Source organism: Chryseobacterium gregarium DSM 19109, from assembly GCF_000430845.1.
Classification (GTDB): Bacteria; Bacteroidota; Bacteroidia; order Flavobacteriales; family Weeksellaceae; genus Chryseobacterium; species Chryseobacterium gregarium.
Genome location: NZ_AUMU01000002.1, coordinates 147,590 through 173,990 on the forward strand (window position 1 = coordinate 147,590; position 26,401 = coordinate 173,990).

Below are 26,401 nucleotides of genomic sequence, written 5' to 3' on the forward strand. Positions count from 1 at the left end.
TTTTACAAAGTTAATAATTTTGGATGGAAGCATGGAGCCGGAGCCGGGAAGTTTAAATAATTCCGCCTGATTTTACTCACTGTAAGGACTGTTATTGAAAATGATTATGCAGTTTGGAAGTCTAAAGCCGGATGATCTACGTTTAAATTATATTGCCTATTTTACATGGTAAAGAACTCCCTGGTTCCTTCTTCCGCCATCCCTCTTTTTCCGAACTTCTTTGTATCTTTGCTGAAATCATTTAATTTTAAATACGACATGAAGACATACGCAGGAATTCCTGAAGAAAATGCATCATTGGAAAACTCAAAGGTAATGCTGGTAACAGTTCCTTATGACGGGACCTCAACTTGGGGAAAAGGTGCTGACAAAGGTCCGCAACTGTTCCTTGATGCTTCTGAAAACATGGAGCTTTATGACATTGAAACCCAGACTGAGCCTTATCTTGAAGGCGTGTATATGGCAGGGGAAATTTCTGAAAATGAAACCCCTGAAGCCATGACGGAAGCGGTATACCAAAAGACAAAAGAACTTTTAGACAATGACGGCAAGCTGTTTACCCTTTTCGGAGGAGAACATTCTGTTTCTATCGGTTCCATCCGTGCGGTAGGGGAAAAATATGAAAACCTAACGGTTCTTCAGCTGGACGCCCATACTGACTTACGTCCTGAGTTCCACGGGTCAACCTCCAACCATGCTTGTGCGGTTTTTGAAGCCAATCAGAAACATAACCTGGTACAGGTGGGAATCCGTTCCATGGACATCGAAGAAGCCGAATATCTGCCGGAAGGAAGGGTGTTTTTCGCTCATGAGATTGCCAACAATGAAAACTGGGTGAATGATGTTCTGGAAAAAGTTTCAGGAAATGTGTATATCACCATTGACCTGGATGCTTTTGACCCCTCCATTGCGCCATCAACAGGAACTCCTGAACCGGGCGGTTTACAATGGTATCCGACGCTGGAATTATTGAGAAAAGTATTTGAAAAATGTAACGTGGTCGCCTTTGATATTGTAGAGTTAATGGATTCGCCGATGGCAAAGCCAAGTGCATTCCTGGCGGCGAAGCTGTATTACAAAATGCTTGCCTATTATCATACCTTTAACAACAATTAAAATTCCGCAGGAATCGGATTTTTTCTGCCGTATATTCTTTGGAAATTTGTGAAATAAAAACAGATCCTATGTCTACCCAAAGTCAGATAGATTATCACAGAATTGCCAGGGCAATAGCCTATATCCAAAGTAATTTTAAACTTCAGCCCGGCCTGGATGAAGTGGCGGAGCAGATTAATCTGAGCCCGGCCCATTTTCAGAAGATGTTTTCAGACTGGGCGGGGACCAGCCCTAAGAAATTTCTGCAGTTTATCAGCCTTGAACATGCGAAAGGTTTGTTAAAAGAGGAAAAAGCAAGCTTATTTGATGCCGCTTTCGAAACAGGCCTGTCGAGTACCAGCAGATTGCATGATCTGTTTGTCAAAATCGAAGGCATGTCTCCGGCAGAATATAAAAACGGAGGGAAAAGCCTGAGTATTAAATACAGCTTTTCAGAAAGCCCTTTTGGAAACATCATTACGGCTTCCACTGAAAAAGGGATCTGTTACATGGCTTTTGAAAATAATAAAGAGACGGCATTGGGAAATTTAAAGCTTAAATTCCCCAATGCCTCTTTTTTTGAGGAACATAATGACCTTCAGAAAAACGCACTGTCCATTTTTGATAAAGACTGGACAAAACTGAATACGATCAAACTCCATTTAAAAGGCACTGATTTTCAACTGAAGGTCTGGGAAAGCCTGTTAACCATTCCTATGGGAAAACTGTCAACCTATGGCAATTTAGCCGGAAAAATCGGGCACTCCAAAGCCTCACGGGCTGTCGGGACAGCCATCGGAAGCAATCCTGTAGCCTTTTTGATTCCATGCCACCGGGTGATTCAGTCTTCGGGAAATCTTGGAGGGTATCGGTGGGGAAGTGACAGGAAACAAATGATGATTGGCTGGGAAAGTTCAAGGATGTATTCTGAAAGTTCTCTTTTACCGTAAAACTTTATTTAAACCATTAAGATTTATTTTAAGTAATGAAGTTTATTAAGATAAATCATTCTGATTTTAAATATACCTTTTTAGACGAAGCAACTTAACGATTCTTACCAACTTAATCAATCTTAATGTTTTAATTTTTAAACATGAATTTAAAGATGTTGAACCTATTCGAAGATCCGTCAGACGATCCCTTAAATATTCTCCCTAAAGACGGAACCGTTCTCTATTACGGAAAAATTTTCTCTGAAGAAAAGCTGGATTTTTATTATGGTTATTTACTGAATCAGATTCCGTGGGAACATGATGAAGCCGTGATTTTCGGGAAACTGATTTTAACCAAAAGAAAAGTCGCATGGTTCGGGGAAAAGCCGTTTGAATATACCTATTCAAAACGGACAAAACAGGCTAAAATCTGGACCCCTGAATTATTGAAGCTCAAGCAGAAATGCGAAAAACTTACCGGTGAAACCTACAACTCCTGCCTTCTCAATTTGTACCATGACGGCAGCGAGGGAATGGCCTATCACAGCGATGCTGAAAAAGATCTGAAAAAACACGGCGCCATTGCATCCTTAAGTTTCGGTGCGGAAAGAAAGTTCCTATTCAAGCATAAAGAAACCCAGGAAAAAGCAGAAATATTCCTGGAAAACGGGAGCCTGCTTGTGATGAAGGGCACTACTCAGGACCATTGGCTGCACCGGCTTCCACCGACGGCAAAAATAAAAACGCCGAGGATCAACCTGACGTTCAGAACGATTGATGAATAATTTTTACAAAGTATAACCACAAACCTGGTGCAAGTTTAAATCCAGCAGATGATTGTAGCAAAATCTGTGTCATCTGAAAACCGGCGGGAGGTAAAATAAAAATGGTGACTTCGAACACCTCAGTCACCATACATATCATAAAAATTATTTTTTATTTCAAAACCTCAGCTTCAATCGCACTGTCTTCAAAAATCCTGATGAATGCTTTTGTGTAATCTTCCTTGGTGGCAAAATTGGGATTCTCCATGAATTTCTGTGGATTGATTGCGAAAAGCGGAAACCAGGTTGAAGAAATCTGGATCTGGATTTTATGTCCTTTTTTGAACGTGTGCACCACATCCTGTAACCTGAAGTTCACCACTGTTTTTTGATTCGGGACCAATGCTTCCGCTTTCTCCTTTGAATTTCTGAATCTCGAAGGCATGATCTCACTTCTTACCATCTGATGGTAATTTCCGTACACAACGCCTTCTTTTTTCTCGGCAGGTTTGAAATCTTCAGGATAAACATCAATTAGTTTTACGGCAAAATCGGCATCTGTAGAAGTGGAAGCGATATTTAATTTAGCCATAATTTCTCCTGCGAAAGTCATGTCATCCGTCAGGACATCGGTGGTGAACGTTAAAACGTCAGGCCGGCCTTCTGCAAACCTCTGGTCTTCGGACATATAATTCCTGGGAGTGAATCCATTGAAATCTTTCAGGTTGTCAGAACTTAAAACCGGATTACTTGGATCGCTGTAATATTCAGAGAAGCTTTGTCCGGCAGAATTTTTCAGTGTTCCTTTAGCTAAATAAAAATTCATTTTTTTTGTTTCCTTCGGAGGATAAGATGCAAATTCGCGCCATTGCTTGGTTCCGGTATCATACATCAAAGCTTCCGGTAAACCGGCATCCTGTTTGGTGTTTCCTTTCAGATAATGATTGAAAAATTTCGTTTCAATATTTTTCTGGTAATAGGTCGCAATGCTGTCCCCGAAATAAATCTGGTTGTGGAAATGTTTTCCCTGCTCATAGGCCCATGCTCCGTGGGAGAAAGGTCCCATTACAATTGTATTTTTAGCTTTCGGGCTTGTTTTTTCAATCGTTTTATAAATATTTAACGGTCCTGATAAATCTTCCGCATCAAACCATCCTCCGGCTGTCATCACCGCGTGGTTCACATTCTTCAGATGGGGAAGGAGGCTTCTCTGCTGCCAGAATTCATCATAGTTGGTGTGATTCATAATTTCGGTCATGAAAAAATTATCCATGTAGTATTTTTCATAGCCGTCTTTTAACGTTCCCAAGTCCCTGTAGAACTTCAGGCCGTCTTCGGATGTCGGTTTGATCATCGAATCGGTATACCAGGCTTTATTTTCCGGCTTTGTTTTCTGAACTCCGAATACCGGGAAGGTCCTGAAATAGCCTAACATAAACCGTCCGTTATGAAGGAAGTCATCGTTCCAGAAATCCGAGATCGGCGCCTGCGGGGAAGAAGCCACCAAAGCCGGATGCTGTGACAGAACTCCGACAGCGGTATAAAATCCGGGATAAGAAGTCCCGTACTGCCCAACTTTTCCGTTGTTGTCTTTGATGTTTTTCAGAAGATATTCAATCGTATCATAGGTATCTGTACTTTCATCAACATCTTTTTTGCTCTTATGGTCAACCTGCGGGGTCATGTTGGTAAAAGTTCCCTCGCTCATGTATCTTCCGCGGACATCCTGGAATACGAAAATATATTTATCCTGCATCAGGTACTGATTAGGACCCAGCTTCGTCCTATACTCATTTTCACCATACGGCGCAATGCTGTAGCAGGTTCTCTGCATCAGAAACGGGTATTTCTGCTTTTTGGAAATATCTTTCGGGATATAAACGGAAGTAAACAGTTTTACACCGTCACGCATCGGGATATAAAACTCCTTCTTGGTGAAATTGTCTTTTACGAAAGTATCGGGCTGCTGCTTATCCTGTGAATTCCCAAAAATGAAACATAGAATCAGTAAAATTGAAAAATGAATCTTCATTAATTTAAAATTTACCGCTAATTTAACATAAAAAAGACTAATGTAAAATGGATTTCAGATTTTAGTTATGATTTCACTCCTGTATAATGTTGGCATTTCACAGGAGAATTAAGGTCTGTCAACTAATTTGATCTGAATCTTTAAATATCAGGCTATCAGATTCTCTATCTGTCAATGAACATAGGTAATGACCGCAATGTTAAACACCTGACATAAATTTGATTTCTTTTTAAGAAAGCAAAACGGTTGAACCTTACGGTTGAAAAAAACAAAGCGAAAAAATCAGATTATGCTTTTAAATCAAACATCCTGATAGGTTTTAGAATATAAAACAATCTTTAGTCTTCTGTTTTTCCTGAGCGGGAAAAATAGGTTGGGCTCACGAGTATGCTACTGACATACTGTTGTCGCAGCAGCACCTTATTTTTGTATATCTATTTAAATTAAGAGTATGAAACTAACTTCATTAAGAATTATTACCCGGAACATCCGGCAGTCCGTCCAGTTTTACGAGAAGGCCATTGGAATAACAGCCCAATGGTATACAGAAGATTTTGCCGAGATCCCGGCAGGTTCTGTTGTATTGGCCATAGGAAGCATCCGTACGATGAAAATGTTCAGCGAAAATCTTACCGACATGCCCGGTTATAAAAGCGCTATCATAGAATTTCTTGTGGATGATGTCGATCAGGAATACGAGAGGATCAAAACAATTACGAATGATATTGTCCAAAAGCCTGTCACAATGCCCTGGGGGAACCGGTCGCTTCTCTTTTGCGATCCGGATGGGAATCTTATTAATTTTTTCACGCCGGTAAGTGAAGAAGCCATTAAGAAATTCAGTTAAAAATTTTTAATTATAAATATAAAACTACCTCAGTTAATTTTGGGGTATTTTTATATTTATACTGCATGTATTCCATTTCAAACCGGACAAATAAAATCTATAATTGATGAGCATATTTTACCAGTTCATTTCCAATACTGGAACAAAAAAAGCACCCCTAAACAGGATGCTGTATATAAATAATGGAATATTTAATCTGACTAAGCCCTAAGATATCTTGAGTAGGCATATCCTTCCTGGCCTTTGTCGGTTTTTACCTTCCACCAGTCGTCAGAAGTCTGCTCTACCAGTGTTACGGAAGAACCTTTTTCAACCTTACCCACAACAGCGGCATCGGTGGAAGGCTCCTGTCTGATATTGAGGTTGGATTCATCGGTGGCTACGGTAAGCGCAGCACCGGCGGCAAGGCCTGAAACCTGTACGTCAATATTAATGTCGGAAGCGGAATATGAAGAATCAATTGCTCCCAGAGCATTCCATACCGAATCTTTGGCGGCGGTATTGGAAGCGCTTCCTGAAACGTAAAGAATCCCGTCCTGTTCCTGTACCTGAAGATCAGAGATTCCTGCAGACTGGGCAGCAGAAACCACACTTGAATATTTATCCTGTAATGTGCTCATATTTGATTATTTTACGGTGTAGTTATAATTTACTTTTCCTACTTTCAAAGCGTCTACCGATTCTTTGACTTTTCGGGCATCAGCAGAAGAGACGTTTCCTGTAAGGGTAAGCTCGCCTTTTACTGTTTCTACTTTTATTCCCGGGATATCTTTTACCGCATCCTTCACTTTTTGCTGTACGGCAGGATCTACGGCAGACTGCGTTTCAACCGGAGCAACAACCTTAGCAGCAGGAGCTACGGTAGACATATCGTGAACATCTTTAATCCCGTTGATGGCTTTCAGCTGTTTGATCATGGCATCTTTTGCCTCCTGGGTTTCAAAAGTTCCGCTCAGATGGGCTACGCCGTCTTTCACTTCTACGGAAGCTCCGGGATTGGAAGTTACTACCGTAGTAGCCTGAGTCTGAAGATCGGAATCAGAAACTTTCTTTTTACAGGAAACAGAACCGAAGGATACGGCTACAGCCAGTGCAGCCATTGCGATCGTTTTTTTCATAATTGTATATTTTGTCAATGTTGTTGTATAAGTAAAAGTAGTAATAAAATGTATACCAAATAAATAAAAAAATAATATATATTTATGTTGCCTTATGCAATATTTTATAAATCAGTATTTTAATTTTGAATGATGCTCTGTTTTGGGACGGGATCCATCATTGATAAAGTAAATGCCCGGGCAATTGTAAAAATATTATATTTGCGAAACTTGAATTATCAATATGAAAGGACAGAATAAACTATTTATAGCCATTATCATCGCACTGATCCTGGGAGTGGGGATCGGCGGACTGGTACATGTAAAATATCCGGAAAGCGCAGAACCCTTTTCCAACAATATAAAACTTTTAGGGACGGTTTTTATCCGTCTGGTGCAAATGATTATTGCGCCTCTGGTTTTTACCACTTTAGTAGTGGGAATTGCCAAAATGAGCGATATCAAAATGATCGGCAGGGTAGGGACGAAAGCCATGCTATGGTTTATTTCGGCTTCCCTGGTTTCCCTTTTTATCGGTCTGATCCTGGTGAACTGGCTTGAGCCGGGACATGTAACCAAGCTTCCGATCCAGGATGCGGCTTCTGCCGAAGAACTGCTGAAAAGCAGCAAAGGATTTTCTATGGAAGATTTTGTAAAACATATTATTCCTAAAAGTGTTTTTGAAGCTTTTGCCACCAATGAAGTGCTGCAGATTGTGGTGTTTTCCATTATGTTCGGGGTTGCCCTGGCCAATCTGGGGGACGAATATGCACAGCCTGTGGTTAAATTGTTCGACATTATTGCCCACGGAATCCTGAAAATGGTCGGCTACATCATGTGGTTTGCCCCGCTGGGGGTGTTGGGAGCTATTGCAGCCGTTGTCGCAACCAACGGTTTTGAGATCTTTAAAGTCTATGCCATTTATCTCAGGGATTTTTTCTTCGCATTGGGTATGCTGTGGCTGGTGCTTTTACTGGTCGGATACCTGATTCTCGGGAACCGTCTTTTTGAATTGTTGAGAAGAATCAAAGAACCCTTACTGATCGCATTTTCAACCACCAGTTCTGAAGCGGTATTCCCGAAACTGGTGGAAGAGCTGGAAAGATTCGGGTGTAACAACAGGGTCGTGTCATTCATTTTGCCTTTAGGATATTCTTTCAATCTGGACGGAAGTATGATGTATATGACCTTTGCCTCGATATTCATTGCCCAGATCTACGGTATTGAAATGACCATCGGGCAGCAGATTACGATGCTTCTGGTATTAATGCTGACCTCAAAAGGGATTGCCGGAGTGCCGAGAGCTTCTCTGGTGATTATTGTGGCCACCTGTTCCATGTTCGGAATTCCGCCGGAAGGGATTGCCTTAATATTACCGATTGACCATTTCTGCGATATGGGAAGGAGTATGACCAATGTACTTGGAAATGCACTCGCTACCTCCGCTGTTTCCAAATGGGAAGGCCAGCTGGATAACCATGGCGGAAGTCTTTAGATATCCTGTATGAAAGCATTACTTCGAATAGTACTTCTTATAATATCGGTGAATCTGTTTTCGCAGGTTAAAGAAAAGCCTGTATTTTCTGACAGAGAAGACGGATTTTATGAGGTCGTTAATTATGATGTGCAGAAGAGTACATTAATAGATTTGAAGTTGTCACCCAATATCGGAATTTCAACAAAAGAAATTTCAACCATAAAAAAACGTAAAAATGAGATTGATCTGTATGTTATCGATATTGTCCTCACAGAAGCTGGTGCCAGGAAATTTAAAAAGTTAACCAAAAAAAATATTGCCAGGCCTATTGCCATTGTACTGAACAGAAAGTTAATTTCAGCACCTCTCGTTATGAATCCGATTCCTGACGGAAAGGTAGAAATCAGCGGTAATTTTACGGAAGATGAAATTGATGAAATTATCAATGTTGTAAAAAAATAAAATTGAATCAGGTAGCATTAAATAAAGACCTATTGAATTTGCAACAACACAAAGAAGTTATTGCTGATAGAGGGTATTCCGTTATCAGCAATGTTTTTTCTAACGAAGAAATTGAAAAAATCATTATGGTGATCCGGAATACGGATTCTTCAAAAGAAACATTCAGAAAATCGGAAGATCTGTTTGCTATACGGCAGTTTCTGAAGGAAATTCCTGATGTCAGGGATCTGATTTTTAATGATCATATGAAAACCATTATCAAAGAAATCTTCGGGGGAAAATATGCTGCCGTAAAAAGCATTTATTTTGATAAGCCCGAAACCTCCAACTGGTATGTCGCCTATCATCAGGACCTGACTATTTCTGTTGATAAAAAGCTTGAACTGCCGGGTTTCGGGCCATGGACTGCCAAACAGAAACAGTTTGCCGTTCAGCCGCCACTGGATATTCTTGAAAATATCTATACGATACGGATCCATCTGGATGATACCGATGAACACAACGGCGCTTTAAAAGTGGTTCCGGAATCCCATGCCAAAGGAATCTACAGGCCTGAGACTATCGACTGGACCGTGGAAACTGAAGAGCTGTGCTGTGTAGAAAAAGGCGGAATTATGATGATGAAACCTTTACTGCTTCATGGTTCCAACAGAACCACCAACGGAAACAGAAGAAGGGTGATCCATATTGAGTTTTCTGACAGGGAACTGCCGGAAGGGCTGAATTGGTCTGAGAGAATGAATTGAAAAATAATAAATTTTAATATTCATCATTGTCAAGCCTCGAAGTCAAGTTAGTTCCTAATGGAAAATTTCCTAACTGATAATCTTTAAAATATTCGTAATAATAAAACCTCTTTCAATTTGAAAGAGGTTTTATTATTACGAATATTGATTGCTATTTCACGGAAATCTCATCTATAAAAATATATGCATCACCGCCGGCTCCTTGGTGCCATTCAGGAAGTTTCCCGAAATGATAGGCTTTTACTTTGATGTAACGGGCCTGGGTAGGCAATACTTCTGTCGGGAACTCTTTTACCTGGATGGTTTCATTTTTAGGGTCAAGTGTATTGTCGATGGTTTTCAGCAGAATAAAGTCTTTTCCGTTATTGGAAGCATAATATTCCACTTTCTTCGGCATCAGGATCCATGCCCTGCTGTCCTGGAGATAGGTTGACGAAATATGGGTAATATCCTGAGGCGATTTCATATCAATCACCGCTTCGAAGGTCTGGCCCTGATAGCCGAGCCATTCCCCTTTTCTCCAGTTGGCATCCCCGTTGATCCCGTCAATCAGAGACAGTTTACCGCTCGCTGTATATTGTGGAGTAGGCTTGGAATTGACCGTGATATCCCAATTGTTCGGTCTTCTGTTGAAGCTTGCCGTTACTACTGAACTTTTTTCTCCATTTCTTTCTGCGTAGGCAGAAACCTGTGTTGTTTTTGTAATGGTGAACGGACCTTTGTAAGCTATGAACATTTTTCTCACATTGACATCACCTTCATCCATTGTTAAATAATAAATTTTGTCATCAGGGTTCAGGGCTGTGATCTCAACTTTTGTATTCAGGTCAAAAATCCGTGCGGCGGCAATCACAGGAGAAGCCGTCAGTTCATCATATTTAAAATCCCTGAACGGTTTCGCATTTTCAAATCCAAGCTTTTTAAGTTCTGCCCGGCCGGTGTTTTTCGTAATGGTTCTTATCGTCCCGTCTTCCAGATGGAGCTTAACCTCATCAAAATATGGAGTGGTGGTTTGCCATTCCGGTAATCCCGGCGTTACGGAATAGATGCCCAGGGTGCTTAAAATATACCACGCACTCATCTGCCCGCAGTCTTCATTTCCGATCAGTCCGTCCGGTGCATTCTTATAATAGTTGTCAAGGATATATTTGATTTTTGCGTCTGTTTTTTCCGGCTTATCGACATAATTGTAAAGGTAAGCGATGTGGTGGCTCGGCTCATTCCCTTGGGCATATTGCCCGATCAAACCTGTAATGTCTACCTGTTCTCTTCCTGTAGTGGTGCCCGGAGCAGAGAAAATAGCATCGATAAACTGTTCGAATTTTTCTTTCCCGCCATGGGCCGCAATCAGGCCCGGGATATCCTGCTGTACAGAATACGAATAATGCCATGCATTTCCTTCCGTATAATTATTGTTTACCTCTCTCGGCTCGAAAGGCTCATACCAGTTTCCGTTTTTCCTCGGCTGCATAAACCCGTTTTTCGGATTGTACAGGTTTTTCCAGTTCTGGGAACGTTTCATGAAGTACTGGTAATCTTCCTTTTTTCCTAAAATTTTTGCCATCTGAGCGATACACCAGTCATCATACGCATATTCCACTGTTTTAGAAACACTTTCATGCTCATCATCAATACTGATAAAATTATTCTGTTTGTAGGCGTTCAGCCCGAAGATATCCAGCATGGCAGAATGTTTGGACGCTTCAAACGCTTTTTCATAATCAAATCCCTGGATTCCTTTTGCCATCGCATCAGCAATGACTGATACCGAATGGTAGCCGATCATGCATTCCGTTTCATTGGAAGCCAGTTCCCATACCGGCAGTTTCCCGCCCTGTTCATATTGCTTAATAAAGGTATTAATGAAATCAGCGGTTCTTTTCCTATCAATCAGGGTCATTAATGGGTGCGCTCCGCGGAAGGTATCCCAAAGTGAAAAAACCGAATAGTAATCAAAGCCTTTGGCCATATAAAATTTATTGTCGCGGCCCCTGTATTTCCCGTCGGCATCCATATTGATATTCGGCTGTGTGAAAACATGGTACATGGCAGTATAAAAAACGGCCAGCTTATCCTGATCGGAAGATTTGACTTCAATTTTAGACAGTTCTCTATCCCAGTCTGCAACCGCCTGCTTGCGGATCGATTCAAAATCATTGGATGTGCCTTCAGCCAGCATATTTTTTCCTGCGCCTTCGTAACCGGTCGGGGAAATTGCTACCTTCACCCTGATTTTTTCACCCTTTTTCACCTTTGCAGAAAATGCCAGTGCCAGTTTTGTACCAGTAAAAAGAAGATTTTCCTGTTTTCCGTTCACTTCCTTTTTTGAGATATTCATCGGTTTTGAAAACTTAATCCTGGCGTAGATATACTGATTGGTTGCCCAGGCTTCGCTTCTCCTGAAAACTTCAATGGTTTTGTCATCAATGATCTTTACTTCACCTTCCAGAAGTTTATCTCTGTGGTTGAGGTCTAAAATAATGTTGGCGTTTCCGGCTTTATTAAAAGTATATTCATGATAACCGACTCTTTTGGTGGTCGTCAGCCGGACATCAATATTGTTTTTATCTAATTTCACTGCATAGAACCCTGCCGCTGCTTTCTCATTTTTATGGGAAAATATTGAAGAATATTCCTTATAATCGAGGCTTGGATTTCCCATGGTCGGCATCAGCATGATGTCGCCGTAATCTGAAACGCCTGTTCCGTTGAGATGGGTATGTGAAAAACCGTAAATCACGGAATCTGAATAGTGATAGCCGCTGCATCCATCCCAGCTTCCGTCAATTCTGGTATCCGGTGAAAGCTGTACCATCCCGAAGGGCACAATGGCTCCCGGAAAAGTGTGGCCGTGGCCGCCCGTCCCGATAAACGGATTGACGTATTTTGAATAATTCTGGGCCTGTAAACAAAGAGAAGTTAAAAAGAGAAGCAGGATGAATTTTTTAGCACTCATGAATTTATTTAATGTGATTTTTACTTGATATAGTTGCTGACAAATCTAACAAAATTCCATTAATTACAGCGATAAATCAATGTTCTTCATTAAAAATGTGAACGGTATGCGCATTGTAATCAAAATCGACAGGAAAAGGTCCGGATTTAAAATAGGGTTCATGATTTCCCTTTTACTTCAAAATATTTTCTGTGAAAGAAAGTATCTATCAGTCTTTTCACTTATTCTAAATAGGTTAATTTTTCGTAAATTTGTAAACAATTTATTTAGTTTATGTTGACGAAAGAAAAGGTTCATAGTTTCCTTAAAGAAATAGAAGTTGATGATTTGGTGAGCAACCTTCAGATCATGGGCAATGAAGTGTATATCGATATGACGGCTCATTCACCGGCCATGCACGAGAAGAAGAAGCTTGAGGCTGCGATGAAACAGGCTTTTGCCAGTGAGTTCGGGGAAGAGGTTCATCTGAAACTGAAAATAGTTTCTCCTGAGCCTGCCGAAATTCAGCAGAGCCAGATCAAAGGAAAACAGATTGCAGGAATTCAGAATATTATAGCCATTGCTTCCGGAAAAGGAGGTGTCGGTAAGTCTACGGTTGCGGCTAATTTAGCGGTAACATTAGCGAAAATGGGCTTCAAAGTAGGTTTGCTGGATGCCGATATTTACGGGCCTTCCGTTCCTACCATGTTTGATACAGAAGGTGAAAAACCGATTTCTGTAGAAGTTAACGGTAAAAGCCTGATGAAGCCTGTTGAAAATTACGGGGTAAAAATGCTGTCGATAGGATATTTTTCAGGAGCCAACCAGGCGGTAGTCTGGAGAGGGCCGATGGCTTCCAAAGCACTAAACCAGATGATCAGGGATGCAGCGTGGGGAGAACTGGACTTTCTGTTAATAGATCTGCCGCCGGGGACAGGGGATATCCATCTGTCGATCATTCAGGAAGTTCCGGTGACAGGCGCGGTGATCGTAAGTACCCCTCAGCATGTGGCACTGGCAGACGTAAGAAAAGGTATTGCGATGTTCCAGATGGAAAGCATCAGCATTCCGGTTCTTGGGCTGATTGAAAATATGGCTTATTTTACTCCGGAAGAATTACCGGGCAATAAATATTATATCTTTGGAAAGCAGGGCGCGCAATATCTGGCAGAAGACCTTGGAATTCCGGTATTGGGAGAAATTCCTTTGATCCAGAGCATCAGGGAAGCGGGTGACGTGGGTAGGCCGGCTGCTTTGCAGGAAGGATCTGAAATTGCAGATATCTATACGGAAACTGCCCGTAAAATGGTAGAAAGCCTGGTGGAGAGAAACAAAAGCCTTCCTCCTACCGAAGCGGTAAAAATTACCACCATGGCAGGATGCTCGCCGAAAGCAAAATAATTATTTTTCAACATTTGAAAAAACCGAATCGAACAAAACAATATGGAAACAAATATAACGCACGAAGATACCGTAACAAGAGTAATGGAGGCCCTGGAAAGCATCCGCCCGTTTTTAAATAAAGACGGAGGTGATATTGAATTGATCGATGTAAAGGATAACCTGGTCTATGTAAAGCTTTTGGGGAACTGTTCCGGATGCTCACTGAACTTCTCCACGTTAAAGTTAGGAGTCGAGAATACCATTAAACAGCATGCGCCCGAAATTGAAAAAGTAATAAGCGTAGAATAAAGTTAAAAAATATATTTTTGGGACAGATCTGTAAGGGTCTGTCTTTTTTTTGAGACTGAATGATACGTTACCTATAATGGAAGAACTGCAATTTAATGATAGGCTTTTTAAAGGAAGTTGCATATATTTATAGTACAAGAAAATGGAATATTGAATCAAACAACCTGAATAGGGAAATGAATATCGTTAGTGCCTACAAAAAAATCTTTGAAAAATTTGATGAATCTTATAAGAATCTGCATTGAATAAATCAAGTGAAATTTGCTGGGCTATTTATTTAAGAATTACTTCTATATTATATTCTTTAAAAATATCAATTATTTTATTAAAGTTATTCTTTAAAAGTTTTTTACTTAATAGATGATTCTTCCAAATAACTTTTGCAACTGATTTTACTCCAAAATTTTCATTTAAACAATCATGTAGAGCGTATAATTGTCTTCCGAAATATCCTGCGATTCCATTTACTTCTTCACCAAGTGTACAATAAAATTCATTGAGATTGTGAAAATTATTGCCATCAATTTGGATGATGACATTTTTCTTATTAGGAGTGTTTTTATCATTATTTAAAGCAGCAACAAGCCAGCCTTGTAATTCATCTTTTCTGAAATTTTTCCAGCTGTTTTTTTCTTTGATTTCGTTATTGAGCATCATTTTATAAGCTTTATGAAAACCTTTAGGCTTATGCCATACATTTCCACTTAATATTAAATTTTTCTTTTTAGATTTAATAATTCTAACTTCAGATATGAAGGTACCGGCGATGATCGATTTCTTTTCATCAAGTAAGTAAATAAAACAATTATGATCATATATGTTGATAGCCTTTTCGATTTCAGATTTCAACTTTTCAACATCATGAACATTAATTAAACGCAATTCCCGATAACCAAGATTCGTTATATTACTTTCAAGATTTTTAACATCATCAATATAGGTGATAATATCAGTTTCTTCTTTAGTATCTAATGCAAATGCAAACATTTTATTAATTGTAATATTTGTTTTATCCTTAATTTTCAAAATTAATCAATTTTCCATAATAAAAAGTCCCGGAAAATTCCGGGACTCATTTTATAATTCAACTGAATATTATATTTTACTTTACAATAACCCTTTTTACAAATCCTTCCGAGGTTTTCACAAGATAAACACCTGTAGAAAGTTTTGAAGTATCTATTGTCAAGGCTGCTTTCTCTTTTCCAATCAGTTTTCCGGACATATCGTATAATTCATAATCCTGAACTCTGTTGAAATAAAGCATATTGCCTTTGGATACCGGATTAGGGAATACATTGAATGTCGCTTTTTCAGTTTTTACCTCGCCTGTGGCTAATGTCGGGGATTGGGCTACTTCATACATCGACAGCGTACCGCTGATCTCATTGGCAATGACCACATAGCCTTTTCCTGTGGTGGTATTCGCTGCATCAATATAGATAATCCCTTCCGGGCCGTTGTCACCGCCGTAAGCTGAAGTCATACGTGAATGTTTGTAATCGGTGAATGTCGGGTTATTCGGATCTGTTACATTGTAAACCATGACACCACCGGTTCTTTCCAGCGTTATAAAGGCATACGTCTGGCCGTTAACGGTTCCCAGAGCAACGCCTTCAGGCTCAGGTCCTTTGGCACGGCTTCTGTTTTTTACGGCGTTTGATTCGTTGTCAGCATTAAAAATTAAAGGATGGTTAGCAGCAATATACCGTTCGAACCGGTCACCGCTGTCATAGACGATCTGTTTGGTATCCGCATTGAAAATAGAGAACGAGCGTGCACCCAATGCTGCAATTTCTTCAAAATCTGCATCTCCGTCCGTATTTCCTGTAGCATTGGAAACCCTGAACCTCCCTAAATTATAAGATGCCTTCAGGATGGATGCATTCGGGAATAGGGCAGGATCTAAAGTGTAGGCCGCGGCTCCGACCGTGGTCCGTTCACTGAATCCTGACAGGTCTTTCTCATCCCCTTCATTGGCTGTTACCAGGTAATTGGTTCCTCCCGCTTTAAAATTTTGGGTACCGTCCGGGAGAAAATAAGCTTTTACCGGCCAGTTGGCAATTAAAATTTCACCGTTGTTGTCTGAAGCATCAAAACCGTTCCCCGGAATACTCATGTCTTTTTTACCTAATCCCCAGATGCTTGTAATCGTTTTAGCCGCCAGGTTGATTTCTGCAACAGCATTGTTTTCCTGAAGCGTTACCCAGGCTTTCTGGCTGTCTGAACTGATGGTGATGTATTCAGGCTCCAGATCCTGGGAAAGGGTGTTATTGGTTCTTACCTTTCTTAAGCCCGTTGCAGCCAGTGTGGCAACCTGAGAATCGAAAGCATTAAAATTAAGGGTAATTACATTACTTTGGGTAAGGGTATTAATGCCTCCGGAAATATCGATAATGCTCACCGTTCCTTCAGGATCCACCGTATATGCATCATTAGGCTCGCCTTCATTGGCGGTCATTACTTTCGTTCCGTCCGGAGAAAAGGTAATCATGTCGGGCAATGCGCCCACGGCAACCTGTTTTAAGAAATTTCCGTTGATATCAAAGAAAACCACCGATCCGTTCTGTTGAGGGTTGGTATTCGGGGAAGCGGCTGCAATGATTCCGTTCTTTACGGCGATGCTTGTGATTCCGCCGTACGGAGCCATATTGATGGTATTTATAACAGTCGGTGCATTGGGATTGCTGAAGTTGATGATGTCAAACACATCCGTAATTGAACTGATGGTAAATAACCGCTGCGTGGAAGGATCATGAACGACAATTTCCGTAGAGCTGTTGTTGTTCCCCGAAGGGTCAAAGCTTCCGATATAATTTAACTGGATCTGATGGGACGGTACCGGAGCGGGTTTGTCATTGTCAACAATATAAACGGTCGCGTTGTTATCGCCTGACAGGGCAGCTCCGGAAGGGTTCTCAAGACTTACGACAAAATACTCCGCCTCCTGTTCCTCTACCGTGTCATCAGTGATCGGGATGTTGACGGTATAACTTGTTGTTGACGGTGTAATGTTTATCGTCTGGCTGGCTAATGTAAAATCATTGCTGTCCGCTGTACCGAACGGTGCAGGTTTTACGACCAGATTCACGGATGAAGCTGAAGGGTTGCTGATATTAATTTTAAAAGCCAGAGTTCCTGCATTTTCATTGACTTTAATAAAATTTTTCTCCAGGGAAACCGAAGTTCCTGCTGTCGTAAAAATGGTTGAAGTTGAGGCGGTCACCGCATTATCACTTGCATCCTCCACCATGTTTGGTTTTAAGGCCAGATAATAGGTTTGTCCGGGAACCAGACCTGAAGTCGGGATTACCGTGATTTTATTGTTACTGAAAGTCGTGGTAAAGGGAACCGGTGTGCCTGTTGCATTTCCAAGGCGGAAATCAACAAGCATTTGTGCATTGGAATCGCTGATCGCAGAATTGTCTGTCAACCTCACGTTTTCATTAAAAGTAAGGGTAGGGTTTAACGTGGTTGAAGCGTTGTTTGTACCATTTGCAGGAAGGTAGGTTATGATAGGCGCAACAGTATCTGTACCGCCAGCAACAGTAGCATCAACGGTAAAGTTATCGAAACGGTTATTGCCTACGCTTCCTCCGGAACCTGCTGCAAACTGTACTTTCAGCTTGAAATTCGGATTATTGGCAACACCGGCCACGGAAGAAAAATCAAAGGTAACCAGCTGCGGGTTGGCATCCTGCGGAGTTACCGTCTGGTAGGTCTGGAAAGTGGTGCCATCCGTAGAATATGACCATGTCTGCGTTCCGGCTCCCGAGCCTGATCTTCTGGTGGTAAATTTCACCACCACATTATTGTAACCGGTAGTCGGCAGATTAAACTGCAGATTTCCGTTGATCGGAAAATTATATCTTAAATGAGTGCCGGAAACATCTCCGTTTCTTGCATTCAGGTTATCGATGTTGAAATTTTGTCCGGTTCCTCCTGTGAAATCGATTTCGGTCGTTCCGCTTGTGGCTGCTGTCAGTGATCCGCCTGTTAAGGTTGAGGACGGAGCCGTAATGGCAGATGCAGAGGTATTATTGTTGAAATTCCAGTAGTGGATAAGAGTGGTCTGTCCGGATAAGGCTCCCTGCATGAAGAAGGCAGCAATAACAGATCCTTTTAACAGGTAGTTGTTAATCATTTTTACGTATATTGAATTTATGCAAAAATGAAGCTTCTGCCTGGTAAATATTTTAAGGCAATCTTAATAAATGATTAATAAATGGGTCATTCCAATGAGGGGAAGGCAAGCCGGTAAACTTGTCAACAGACAATTCCCCGGATAGGTTGCAGGTCTTTACTTTGATGATACCCGTCCTGAAAAATTCAGGTTCTTCCCGGTTGCTTTGCTGCCATCCAGCGGATGTTTCTGCATGTAAAAAAATCCTGAAACAGCCGTCAGAACCAAGAGGATAAAAGCCACCAGGAAAATTCTTTTTAACATTTCTTTCATAGAGCAAGATTTTTAATGTCATTAATTTCAAGTGTTGAGACAGGGTATCCTTTCCGCACGGCGTTGATCATTGCTTTACCCACCTGTTGTAAAGTTAATGATTTTGAAGGTAATATGATGGGAATGAACCAGATCAAAGGTTTGAAAAACCATTTTACGTTTTCCTGACCTTCAACAGGCTTCATAAAGCCGGGACGGAAATTGTAGGCTGCCCTGAATCCCAGCTTTGTTAATGCATTTTCGGTTCTGCCTTTTACCCTTGCCCACATCTGCTTTCCGCTTTCGGTCTTGTCGGTATATGCTCCGGAAACATAGTTGAAAACCATATCCGGATTCTGGTTGAGGACTGCTTGGGCAAAATGTAAAGTCGTGTCATAGGTAATTTTGGTATATGCTTCTTCGTCCATTCCGATACTGCTGATTCCGGCACAGAAGAAAACGGCGTCGTAACCTTTAAAATTCCCGTCATTCAGGTCAATTTCCAGAAAATCAGAAATAATATATTCCTTCAGTTTCGCATGCTTTTTCCCGCAAGGCTTCCTGCTTACACTCAGGACCTGAAAAATATCCGGATTTTCAAGACATTCCATTAAAATACCTTCTCCTACCATTCCCGTTGCTCCTGTAAGAATTATTTTCATTGAGTTTATTTTGAATTATATTGTTATTGACGTTCTGCAGGCGGTTTTACTTTAAACAGCGGCAAAATGACACGTATTTTAATGATCTTCTATATTAAGACTATAAGCATGAGCCTCGTGATTTGGTTTATAAACCCTTCTTATTCATGATTTTTTGGGAGCTGTTTCCGGCTTTCCGCTGCAATCTTTTTTTCAAAAAGGATTTTCGCTGCAATCCGGGCTATGAAAGCCAATCATTTAATTAAAAACAAAACCGATCACAGTGACCGGTTTCAAATAATATATTTAATTTTTTTTATCCTGCAATTGATTGTAGATATTATGGATCAGTCCGTCTGCCACCGATATTTTCGGGACAAAGATCCTGTTGATTTCCGACCATGACATTACATTGTTAAAAATCTTCAGGGCATGGACCAGAACATCGGCTCTGTCTTCCCGGAGGTTATAGTTGGTCATGCGTTCCTCAACCGTAAGTTCATTCAGTTCCCGGTATACTTTTTTAAGGTGGGTAATTGACATTGGCTTTCCGTCCTTGGTTTTGCTCATGGAAAACACCTTGTTGATGTTCCCTCCAGAGCCGATGGCCACAATCGGCTTTTTACTGTTGATGTTTTTCCTGATTTCCTCTTTCATATCCTTCCAGTTTTCAGGCGTTACCAGGTTATTCAGCAGGCGGATGGTCCCGATGTTGAATGATTTTTCATAGATCATGGTGCTGTTTTCATAGAAGGTGAGCTCGGTAGAACCTCCGCCAACGTCAATGTATAAATAGGCAAAGTCCTTATCAAGACCTTCTGCAACATGGTTTTCATAGACCAGGGTGGCTTCCTCGTCACCGGAAATGATTTCAATATCAATGCCTGAAGTTTCTCTTACTTCATTGATGATTTCCTGTCCGTTTTCCGCATCACGCATCGCGCTTGTAGCACAGGCCCGATAATGTTCAACACGATACATTTTCATCAGGTCGCTGAAAATCCTCATGGCGTCGATTACCATTTTCTCCCGTTCTTCCCCTATTTTCCCCAGGGTAAAAACATCCATCCCCAGCCGTAAAGGGATCCTCAGAAGATTAAGTTTGATGAATTCAGGCTTATTGTTATTGATTTTTACTTCATTGATTAAAAGTCTGGCGGCATTACTTCCTATGTCTATCGCTGCAATCTTCATTTCTTGTTCGTTTTGGCTTTTAAATATCGGTATGTTTCAATCTGAGAACGGCATTCTTCCTTATCATTGCTGATGTATTCGTTACTCAGTTTTTTATCTAAAATACGGGCTTTTACGTTATCTTTCAACTGTATGTCCAGAATATCCTTCAATTCCTTCTTCAGATTCTTATCTGTAATTTTTACTGCAGCTTCAATTCTGTAGTCCAGGTTTCTCGTCATCCAGTCTGCAGAAGAAATATAGAGGTCTTCCGCCCCTTTGTTATAAAAATACATCACTCTGGCATGTTCCAGGTATTCATCAACGATACTGATGGCTTTTATCTTTTCCTTAAATTCCCTCTGGTTGATGGCACAGTAAATCCCCCTTACAATCATCTTTATCATAACCCCGGCTGTGGCGGCTTCATATAATTTTTCAATCAGGGCCCGGTCACTTACGGAATTGGCTTTGATGATCATTTCGGCACGCCTTCCGGCCTTGGCCTCTTCAATTTCCTTATCGATGTGATAAACGATTTTTTCACGCATAAACTGCGGGCATACCAGCAGGTTTTTACACGTCCTTAAAATGGTCAGATAATCTTCTTTCGGTTTTTTAAGAACATTAAACACCTTGTTGATATCTGCCATTACCCCACGGTCTGCAGTCATCAGCAGGTGGTCTCCATAAATCCTTGCGGTCTTTTCATTGAAATTTCCCGTACTGATAAAGCCGTACTGGATGGTTTTGTTATGTGCCCGTTTTTTAATGATGCATAATTTGGCATGTACCTTTTTATTGGGGATGCCGATTAACACGGTAATGCCTTCCGGCTCCAGCATTTCTTTCCACTCCAGATTGGATTCTTCATCGAATCTCGCCTGAAGCTCAAGCATGACGGTCACCTCTTTTCCGTTTCTGGCCGCATAAATCAGGGCATTGATGATCTTTGAGCTGCTTGCCAGACGGTACGCCGTGATCTGAATGGATTTTACATCCGGGTCCATGGCCGCTTCACGGAGCAGATCAATGACCGGGTTGTATTTGTGATACGGAAAGCTCAGAAGGATATCCTGTTTCAGAATAATATCCGTTACTCTTTCCCCGTGCTCAAAAGCCTGATGGGTGAAAGATCTTCTTTCAACAGGTCTTTCATATTTTTCAAAAACATCGGGAAAATCCATGAAATGTTTGAAATTATGAATCTTTCCTCCCGGGATAATGCTGTCTTTTTTGGTGAGGTTCAGTTTGCGGATCAGCATTTCAAGAAGCGCTTTATCCATATCTTTATCAAAAACGAAACGGGTAGGTTTTCCCTTTCTTCGGTTTTTTAATCCCTTTTCAATTTTTTCCGCAAAGTTGGTCCTGATATCGTTATCCAGCTCCAGCTCGGCATCTTTGGTTACCTTAAAAGCATTGGCGGAAAATTCGTCATATCCAAAATAAGAAAAAATATGCGGTAAATTGAACGTAATGACATCTTCCAGCAACATGACATTCTTTTCTTCCGGATCTTCTGTTGGAAGCAGGACAAACCGCCCGACAAAGCGTGACGGAATTTCGATAATGGCATAATTGCTTGAATATAGCCATTCTTTTTTTCTCATAGCCACCCCTAAATACAGGCTCTTGTCCCGCATATAAGGCATCGGTGTATTTTCGTGAAGGAGAATAGGGATCACATTGGACTCTACCACTTCATCGAAATATCTTCTTACAAAATCTTTCTGTTTTGCACTGAGGTTTTTTGAGGTTTTAATGAAAACTTTCTGTTCAGCCATTTCCTCCTGAATCCTTTTCCAGGTCTTATCGAAATTCTGCTGATGCGTCATCACAATGTCATTGATCTTCTGAAGGATTTTTGACGGCGGCTGATAAAAGGATTCCGCAATTACTTTTTCCTTAAAATCCATCGCCCGTTTCAGGCCGGCGACCCGTACCCTGAAAAACTCGTCTAAATTATTGGAGAAAATTCCTAAAAACCGAATTCTCAGATGCAAAGGTACTTTTTCGTCCATTGCTTCCTGCAGAACCCTTTCATTAAAGGCAAGCCATGTGATATCTCTCGGATTAAAGTGTAATGACATTCGTTAGTTTATAATTTATCAAAAATAATAATTCGATCCCTTTCCGGCTCTATATTCCAGGTTAAACTTTAATTAATTCTTTCATTCTGTCTTTATCGGCACACTGTCTTAATGGTAGCTAATAAGACGTTTTTTATCTGCGATAAGGGTCTGGTGTTAGGTATTGTGTCATTTTGTCATAAAATTTTGAATGGTACAAATATTGAGAAATTGAGAGTGTAATTAATTTTAAAACAGAAAAAATAAATAATATTATGAGTAAAATAATTGGAATTGACTTAGGAACAACCAACTCTTGTGTGGCTGTAATGGAGGGAAAAGACCCTGTTGTAATCCCTAACGCAGAAGGTAAAAGAACAACACCTTCTATCGTGGCATTTACGGAAGACGGAGAAAGAAAAGTAGGGGATCCTGCCAAAAGACAGGCGGTAACAAACCCTAAAAAAACGGTATATTCTATCAAAAGATTTATCGGAACGCACTTTAAAGAAGATGCAAAAGAAATTTCCAGAGTCCCTTATGAAGTTGTATCAGGTCCAAATGATACGGTAAAAGTAAAAATCGACGACAGAGAATATACGCCGCAGGAAATTTCTGCCATGACGCTTCAGAAAATGAAGAAAACGGCTGAAGACTATCTTGGCCAGGAAGTAACAAGAGCGGTAATCACGGTTCCGGCTTACTTTAATGATGCGCAGAGACAGGCAACTAAAGAGGCGGGAGAAATTGCCGGCCTTAAAGTGGAAAGAATTATCAACGAGCCTACCGCTGCAGCATTGGCTTACGGTTTAGATAAGTCTCATAAAGATCAAAAAATTGCGGTGTATGACCTTGGGGGCGGTACTTTCGATATCTCGATCCTTGATTTGGGTGACGGGGTTTTCGAAGTGTTGTCTACAAACGGAGATACGCACTTAGGAGGTGATGACTTTGATGATGTTATTATCAACTGGATGGCTGATGAGTTCAAAGCTGAAGAAGGAGTAGAACTTAAAACCGATGCTATTGCATTACAGAGGCTGAAAGAAGCTGCTGAAAAAGCAAAAATCGAGTTGTCTTCTTCTCCACAGACTGAAATCAACCTTCCTTATATTACCGCTACGGCTACAGGTCCTAAGCACTTAGTGAAGACTTTAACAAAAGCCAAATTCGAGCAGTTATCTGCAGAACTGGTAAAAAGATCTATGGATCCGGTTGCAAAAGCTCTGAAAGATGCAGGATTGTCAACTTCTGATATTGATGAAGTAATCCTGGTAGGAGGTTCTACAAGAATCCCGATCATTCAGGAAGAAGTGGAAAAATTCTTTGGTAAAAAGCCGTCTAAAGGAGTGAACCCGGATGAGGTGGTAGCGATCGGTGCTGCTATCCAGGGTGGTGTATTGACCGGTGATGTAAAAGATGTATTGCTTCTTGACGTTACACCGCTTTCTTTAGGAATCGAAACGATGGGTTCTGTATTTACTAAATTGATTGAAGCGAACACTACGATCCCGACTAAAAAATCTGAAGTATTCTCTACCGCTTCTGATAACCAGCCGGCTGTAAGCATCAGAGTAGGCCAGGGAGAAAGACCGATGTTTAACGATAACAAAGAGATCGGCAGATTTGACCTTGCTGATATTCCGCCGGCACCAAGAGGCGTTCCTCAGATCGAAGTAACTTTCGATATCGATGCTAACGGTATCCTGAACGTTTCTGCTAAAGATAAAGGGACCGGTAAAGAACAGACGATTAAAATTCAGGCATCTTCAGGTCTTTCTGACGAAGAAATCGAAAGAATGAAAAAAGAAGCTCAGGAAAACTCTGCAGCCGATGCCAAGAAAAAAGAAGAAGTTGAAATCTTCAATAAAGCAGACGGACTGATCTTCCAGACTGAAAAGCAGCTGAAAGAATTCGGTGATAAATTATCTGCTGACAAAAAAGCAGCAATCGAATCTGCTCATGCAGAATTGAAAACGGCTTTCGAAGCGAAGAACGGAGATGATGTAAAAGCTAAAACAGAAGCTTTGGATGCAGCATGGATGGCGGCTTCAGAAGAGTTGTATGCAGCAGGTCAACAGCCGGGTGCTGATGCAGCAGGTGCGCAGAATCCTGGAGGAAACAATGCAGGAGGTGCAGACGATGTACAGGATGCAGATTTTGAAGAAGTAAAATAATTATTGATTAACATATTAATCAATAAAATATATAAACCGCTACAAACAATTGTTTGTAGCGGTTTTCTTTTTTGGATACTTTCCAATCTTATACTTTTTTCAGCATTTTAGTTTATCATTTGTACCGGAGCTTAGTGTGCGATAAAGCGAACTTAATAAAATTAGTGCTGACTTCTCCGGACCGAATCTTTTATTTCACATCCTTACAGTTTAAAGTTAATTATTTTATCCTTTTACAACATACTTTTCGAGAAACTTAGATAACAACAACAAGCTTTTTCAACATGGACCAAGGTCAACAGTTCAATGTACCGAAAGGCCTTAACTAAGAACAGTTCATACAGAAAAAAGTAAAATAAAAAACCGGAAGCAATTTCCGGTTTTTATTTTATCGTACTGAATATTAAATTACACCGGTTTTTTCTTCACCATGCTGACGATAGATGCTAAAGTAAGAACACCGCCCAGACCTAGTAAAAACAATGCTGCAGAATTGCCGCCGATTTCACTTCGGTTATTGGCAGAAATTTGCTTAGCAGCCTCTTCTGCACTGGTTGCCGTTGTAGCAATTTCTGTGTTTTTCTGATTGACTGCGTCACCATCTGCCTGAAAATAAAGATAGCCGCCTGTGACCAAAGCCATTATGCCAATGATCAGTAATACCTGAGATTTGTTTTTCATAATATGATGATTAAAGTTGATCTAAAGTACTAAAATTTTATTGATATTCTCAGTGGTAATTCTGTTGATTTCCCGAAAGGATAATCCATAAATGTCCACCAATTTTTTTTATAATTCTAAAATGGCAATTTTTTATTTTTACTTTTTTAAAGAGGCTTTTTGATTATTAATTGTATAAATTTTTCATTTTTAAATAATTGATCAGTTCCTTGGGGCGGTCTGTCTGAATGATGTTAACTCCTTTTTTTACATACCAGTCATAAACATTCGGATTCTCTAAAACTTTGTCATCGTTATTTCCTGCATTGTGATGAGGCCACAGTGAGTTTACCCAAATTTTAACCTTATTTTCTTTTAATTTTTTAAAATCAATCAAGTTATCCTCTGTGGCTCCGATTGTAAATTCAAAACCGTAGACCTGGTAATTTTTAAGGTATTCTGAAATATTTTTAAGGTCTTCTTCATTCCCTAATTTTATGATCGGCATATAATGAATGTCTCTTTTAATGTCTCCGTATTTTCTGTTGAACTCAGCATAGGATTCATGTCCTTTAAACAAAATTTGATCAAGCATATTCCGCTTTTTCACCAAGGGGTAGACCTGTTTGATGAAATCAAAACCTTTGTCCAGATTCAGAAGGATTTTTCCGTCACTAAGAAGCAGAATTTCTTCCAAAGTCGGAACTTTCATTTGTGTTTCCACTCCTAAACCGTCTCTTAGATTGAGTTTTTTAATTTCTTCCAGAGTAAAATCTGATGGTTTTCCTTTTCCGGTAGTCGTTCTGTCGATCGTTTGGTCGTGCATTAAAATCAAGATACTGTCTTTGGTCATAGCAAGATCTATTTCTGCCATATCTACGCCTTTTTCGATGGCCTTTTTAACTGCCCAGGCAGAGTTTTCAGGAGCTTCTCTCCAGTCACCACGATGGGCAACTACCATTATTTTATCATCAGGGAATTTTGATAAGGAAACCTTCTTATTCTGCGCTGTCAAAATTAATGAAGCCACAACGAACACTAGGGATGTTAATTTATTTTTGAACATATAATTTAAAATTTAGTTATTAATGGGTTTAAAAACTCTCATCCCGAGAAAGTAAGTATAAAAAATTTAGTTTTGAAAGGATCGGGATGAGCTGTTTTTAA

At 40.4% G+C, this 26,401-nt stretch carries 22 protein-coding genes; 10 read left to right on the forward strand and 12 right to left on the reverse strand.

Going from position 1 to position 26,401, the window contains the following annotated elements; all coding sequences use genetic code 11:
• The first annotated feature begins 258 nt into the window (after positions 1-258).
• The 3 genes from speB to H561_RS0103410 all read left to right on the forward strand — a co-directional run bounded on the left by speB (position 259) and on the right by H561_RS0103410 (position 2,812).
• Complete coding sequence (gene speB / locus H561_RS0103400) at positions 259-1,116, forward strand: agmatinase (protein ID WP_027385741.1); 858 nt, start codon at positions 259-261, stop codon at positions 1,114-1,116.
• A 68-nt stretch (positions 1,117-1,184) separates the two neighbouring features.
• Entirely contained in the window at positions 1,185-2,045 is an 861-nt protein-coding gene (locus tag H561_RS0103405; RefSeq protein ID WP_027385742.1) for a bifunctional helix-turn-helix domain-containing protein/methylated-DNA--[protein]-cysteine S-methyltransferase, read from the forward strand.
• Positions 2,046-2,203: 158 nt separating this feature from the next.
• Positions 2,204-2,812, forward strand: coding sequence for an alpha-ketoglutarate-dependent dioxygenase AlkB family protein (locus H561_RS0103410; protein WP_027385743.1), 609 nt, complete (start codon positions 2,204-2,206; stop codon positions 2,810-2,812).
• Between the two features lie 151 nt (positions 2,813-2,963).
• Here the strand turns inward: H561_RS0103410 and H561_RS0103420 are convergent, their stop codons facing one another.
• Positions 2,964-4,823, reverse strand: a complete 1,860-nt coding sequence (locus tag H561_RS0103420) for a CocE/NonD family hydrolase (protein ID WP_027385744.1) — start codon at positions 4,821-4,823, stop codon at positions 2,964-2,966.
• A gap of 451 nt (positions 4,824-5,274) precedes the next feature.
• On the opposite strand from H561_RS0103420, the gene H561_RS0103425 reads away from it, so the two are divergent.
• On the forward strand, positions 5,275-5,670 hold the full coding sequence (locus tag H561_RS0103425; RefSeq protein ID WP_027385745.1) for a VOC family protein: 396 nt from the start codon (positions 5,275-5,277) through the stop codon (positions 5,668-5,670).
• A gap of 200 nt (positions 5,671-5,870) precedes the next feature.
• Here the strand turns inward: H561_RS0103425 and H561_RS0103430 are convergent, their stop codons facing one another.
• Together H561_RS0103430 and H561_RS0103435 are read right to left on the reverse strand one after the other, a co-directional pair.
• Positions 5,871-6,290 (reverse strand): SH3 domain-containing protein, encoded by a 420-nt coding sequence (locus H561_RS0103430; RefSeq protein WP_027385746.1) that lies wholly within the window; start codon positions 6,288-6,290, stop codon positions 5,871-5,873.
• A 6-nt stretch (positions 6,291-6,296) separates the two neighbouring features.
• Positions 6,297-6,788, reverse strand: a complete 492-nt coding sequence (locus H561_RS0103435) for a BON domain-containing protein (protein ID WP_027385747.1) — start codon at positions 6,786-6,788, stop codon at positions 6,297-6,299.
• Positions 6,789-7,011: 223 nt separating this feature from the next.
• Between H561_RS0103435 and H561_RS0103440 the strand changes: the two genes are divergently transcribed.
• The 3 genes from H561_RS0103440 to H561_RS0103450 are packed head-to-tail and all read left to right on the forward strand — an operon-like array spanning position 7,012 to position 9,452.
• Positions 7,012-8,262, forward strand: a complete 1,251-nt coding sequence (locus H561_RS0103440) for a dicarboxylate/amino acid:cation symporter (RefSeq protein WP_027385748.1) — start codon at positions 7,012-7,014, stop codon at positions 8,260-8,262.
• Positions 8,263-8,271: 9 nt separating this feature from the next.
• Entirely contained in the window at positions 8,272-8,706 is a 435-nt protein-coding gene (locus H561_RS0103445; RefSeq protein ID WP_155845723.1) for a SecDF P1 head subdomain-containing protein, read from the forward strand.
• Positions 8,707-8,738: 32 nt separating this feature from the next.
• A complete protein-coding gene (locus tag H561_RS0103450; RefSeq protein ID WP_027385750.1) occupies positions 8,739-9,452 on the forward strand; it encodes a phytanoyl-CoA dioxygenase family protein in 714 nt (237 codons plus the stop codon).
• A 151-nt stretch (positions 9,453-9,603) separates the two neighbouring features.
• Here H561_RS0103450 and H561_RS0103455 read toward each other — a convergent pair whose 3' ends face one another.
• The gene (locus tag H561_RS0103455) at positions 9,604-12,408 is read right to left on the reverse strand and encodes a GH92 family glycosyl hydrolase (RefSeq protein WP_027385751.1); all 2,805 of its coding nucleotides are present in this window, start codon (positions 12,406-12,408) and stop codon (positions 9,604-9,606) included.
• A 273-nt stretch (positions 12,409-12,681) separates the two neighbouring features.
• Here H561_RS0103455 and H561_RS0103460 point away from each other — a divergent pair, with 273 nt between their 5' ends.
• A complete protein-coding gene (locus H561_RS0103460) occupies positions 12,682-13,788 on the forward strand; it encodes an Mrp/NBP35 family ATP-binding protein (protein WP_027385752.1) in 1,107 nt (368 codons plus the stop codon).
• 42 nt (positions 13,789-13,830) lie between these two features.
• Positions 13,831-14,079, forward strand: a complete 249-nt coding sequence (locus tag H561_RS0103465) for a NifU family protein (RefSeq protein WP_051289253.1) — start codon at positions 13,831-13,833, stop codon at positions 14,077-14,079.
• 273 nt (positions 14,080-14,352) lie between these two features.
• On the opposite strand, the gene H561_RS0103475 is transcribed toward H561_RS0103465, so the two are convergent.
• The 6 genes from H561_RS0103475 to ppk1 all read right to left on the reverse strand — a co-directional run bounded on the left by H561_RS0103475 (position 14,353) and on the right by ppk1 (position 22,418).
• Positions 14,353-15,105: a barstar family protein gene (locus H561_RS0103475; RefSeq protein ID WP_027385753.1), complete on the reverse strand. Its 753-nt coding sequence runs from the start codon at positions 15,103-15,105 to the stop codon at positions 14,353-14,355.
• Between the two features lie 76 nt (positions 15,106-15,181).
• Entirely contained in the window at positions 15,182-18,223 is a 3,042-nt protein-coding gene (locus H561_RS0103480; protein WP_027385754.1) for a choice-of-anchor I family protein, read from the reverse strand.
• Between the two features lie 156 nt (positions 18,224-18,379).
• Positions 18,380-18,535, reverse strand: coding sequence for a hypothetical protein (locus H561_RS23840; protein WP_155845724.1), 156 nt, complete (start codon positions 18,533-18,535; stop codon positions 18,380-18,382).
• A complete protein-coding gene (locus H561_RS0103490) occupies positions 18,532-19,176 on the reverse strand; it encodes an NAD-dependent epimerase/dehydratase family protein (RefSeq protein WP_027385755.1) in 645 nt (214 codons plus the stop codon). Before H561_RS0103490 ends, H561_RS23840 begins: the two co-directional genes overlap by 4 nt.
• Before the next feature lie 285 nt (positions 19,177-19,461).
• Positions 19,462-20,349 (reverse strand): Ppx/GppA phosphatase family protein, encoded by an 888-nt coding sequence (locus H561_RS0103500; RefSeq protein WP_027385756.1) that lies wholly within the window; start codon positions 20,347-20,349, stop codon positions 19,462-19,464.
• Complete coding sequence (gene ppk1 / locus H561_RS0103505; RefSeq protein WP_027385757.1) at positions 20,346-22,418, reverse strand: polyphosphate kinase 1; 2,073 nt, start codon at positions 22,416-22,418, stop codon at positions 20,346-20,348. Before ppk1 ends, H561_RS0103500 begins: the two co-directional genes overlap by 4 nt.
• A 254-nt stretch (positions 22,419-22,672) precedes the next feature.
• On the opposite strand from ppk1, the gene dnaK reads away from it, so the two are divergent.
• Positions 22,673-24,574 (forward strand): molecular chaperone DnaK, encoded by a 1,902-nt coding sequence (gene dnaK, locus H561_RS0103510; RefSeq protein ID WP_027385758.1) that lies wholly within the window; start codon positions 22,673-22,675, stop codon positions 24,572-24,574.
• A 408-nt stretch (positions 24,575-24,982) separates the two neighbouring features.
• Here dnaK and H561_RS0103515 read toward each other — a convergent pair whose 3' ends face one another.
• Complete coding sequence (locus H561_RS0103515; RefSeq protein WP_027385759.1) at positions 24,983-25,255, reverse strand: hypothetical protein; 273 nt, start codon at positions 25,253-25,255, stop codon at positions 24,983-24,985.
• 166 nt (positions 25,256-25,421) lie between these two features.
• Positions 25,422-26,300 carry a glycerophosphodiester phosphodiesterase family protein gene (locus H561_RS0103520; protein WP_027385760.1) on the reverse strand — a complete coding sequence of 293 codons (879 nt, stop codon included), beginning with the start codon at positions 26,298-26,300 and terminating at the stop codon, positions 25,422-25,424.
• Between the last annotated feature and the right edge of the window lie 101 nt (positions 26,301-26,401).

Coding starts and splice junctions, on each gene's coding strand:
- speB (WP_027385741.1), top strand. CDS start 259: ATGAAGACATACGCAGGAATTCCTGAAGAAAATGCATCATTGGAAAAC.
- H561_RS0103405 (WP_027385742.1), top strand. CDS start 1,185: ATGTCTACCCAAAGTCAGATAGATTATCACAGAATTGCCAGGGCAATA.
- H561_RS0103420 (WP_027385744.1), bottom strand. CDS start 4,823: ATGAAGATTCATTTTTCAATTTTACTGATTCTATGTTTCATTTTTGGG.
- H561_RS0103425 (WP_027385745.1), top strand. CDS start 5,275: ATGAAACTAACTTCATTAAGAATTATTACCCGGAACATCCGGCAGTCC.
- H561_RS0103430 (WP_027385746.1), bottom strand. CDS start 6,290: ATGAGCACATTACAGGATAAATATTCAAGTGTGGTTTCTGCTGCCCAG.
- H561_RS0103435 (WP_027385747.1), bottom strand. CDS start 6,788: ATGAAAAAAACGATCGCAATGGCTGCACTGGCTGTAGCCGTATCCTTC.
- H561_RS0103440 (WP_027385748.1), top strand. CDS start 7,012: ATGAAAGGACAGAATAAACTATTTATAGCCATTATCATCGCACTGATC.
- H561_RS0103445 (WP_155845723.1), top strand. CDS start 8,272: ATGAAAGCATTACTTCGAATAGTACTTCTTATAATATCGGTGAATCTG.
- H561_RS0103455 (WP_027385751.1), bottom strand. CDS start 12,408: ATGAGTGCTAAAAAATTCATCCTGCTTCTCTTTTTAACTTCTCTTTGT.
- H561_RS0103460 (WP_027385752.1), top strand. CDS start 12,682: ATGTTGACGAAAGAAAAGGTTCATAGTTTCCTTAAAGAAATAGAAGTT.
- H561_RS0103465 (WP_051289253.1), top strand. CDS start 13,831: ATGGAAACAAATATAACGCACGAAGATACCGTAACAAGAGTAATGGAG.
- H561_RS0103480 (WP_027385754.1), bottom strand. CDS start 18,223: ATGATTAACAACTACCTGTTAAAAGGATCTGTTATTGCTGCCTTCTTC.
- H561_RS23840 (WP_155845724.1), bottom strand. CDS start 18,535: ATGAAAGAAATGTTAAAAAGAATTTTCCTGGTGGCTTTTATCCTCTTG.
- H561_RS0103490 (WP_027385755.1), bottom strand. CDS start 19,176: ATGAAAATAATTCTTACAGGAGCAACGGGAATGGTAGGAGAAGGTATT.
- H561_RS0103500 (WP_027385756.1), bottom strand. CDS start 20,349: ATGAAGATTGCAGCGATAGACATAGGAAGTAATGCCGCCAGACTTTTA.
- ppk1 (WP_027385757.1), bottom strand. CDS start 22,418: ATGTCATTACACTTTAATCCGAGAGATATCACATGGCTTGCCTTTAAT.
- dnaK (WP_027385758.1), top strand. CDS start 22,673: ATGAGTAAAATAATTGGAATTGACTTAGGAACAACCAACTCTTGTGTG.
- H561_RS0103515 (WP_027385759.1), bottom strand. CDS start 25,255: ATGAAAAACAAATCTCAGGTATTACTGATCATTGGCATAATGGCTTTG.
- H561_RS0103520 (WP_027385760.1), bottom strand. CDS start 26,300: ATGTTCAAAAATAAATTAACATCCCTAGTGTTCGTTGTGGCTTCATTA.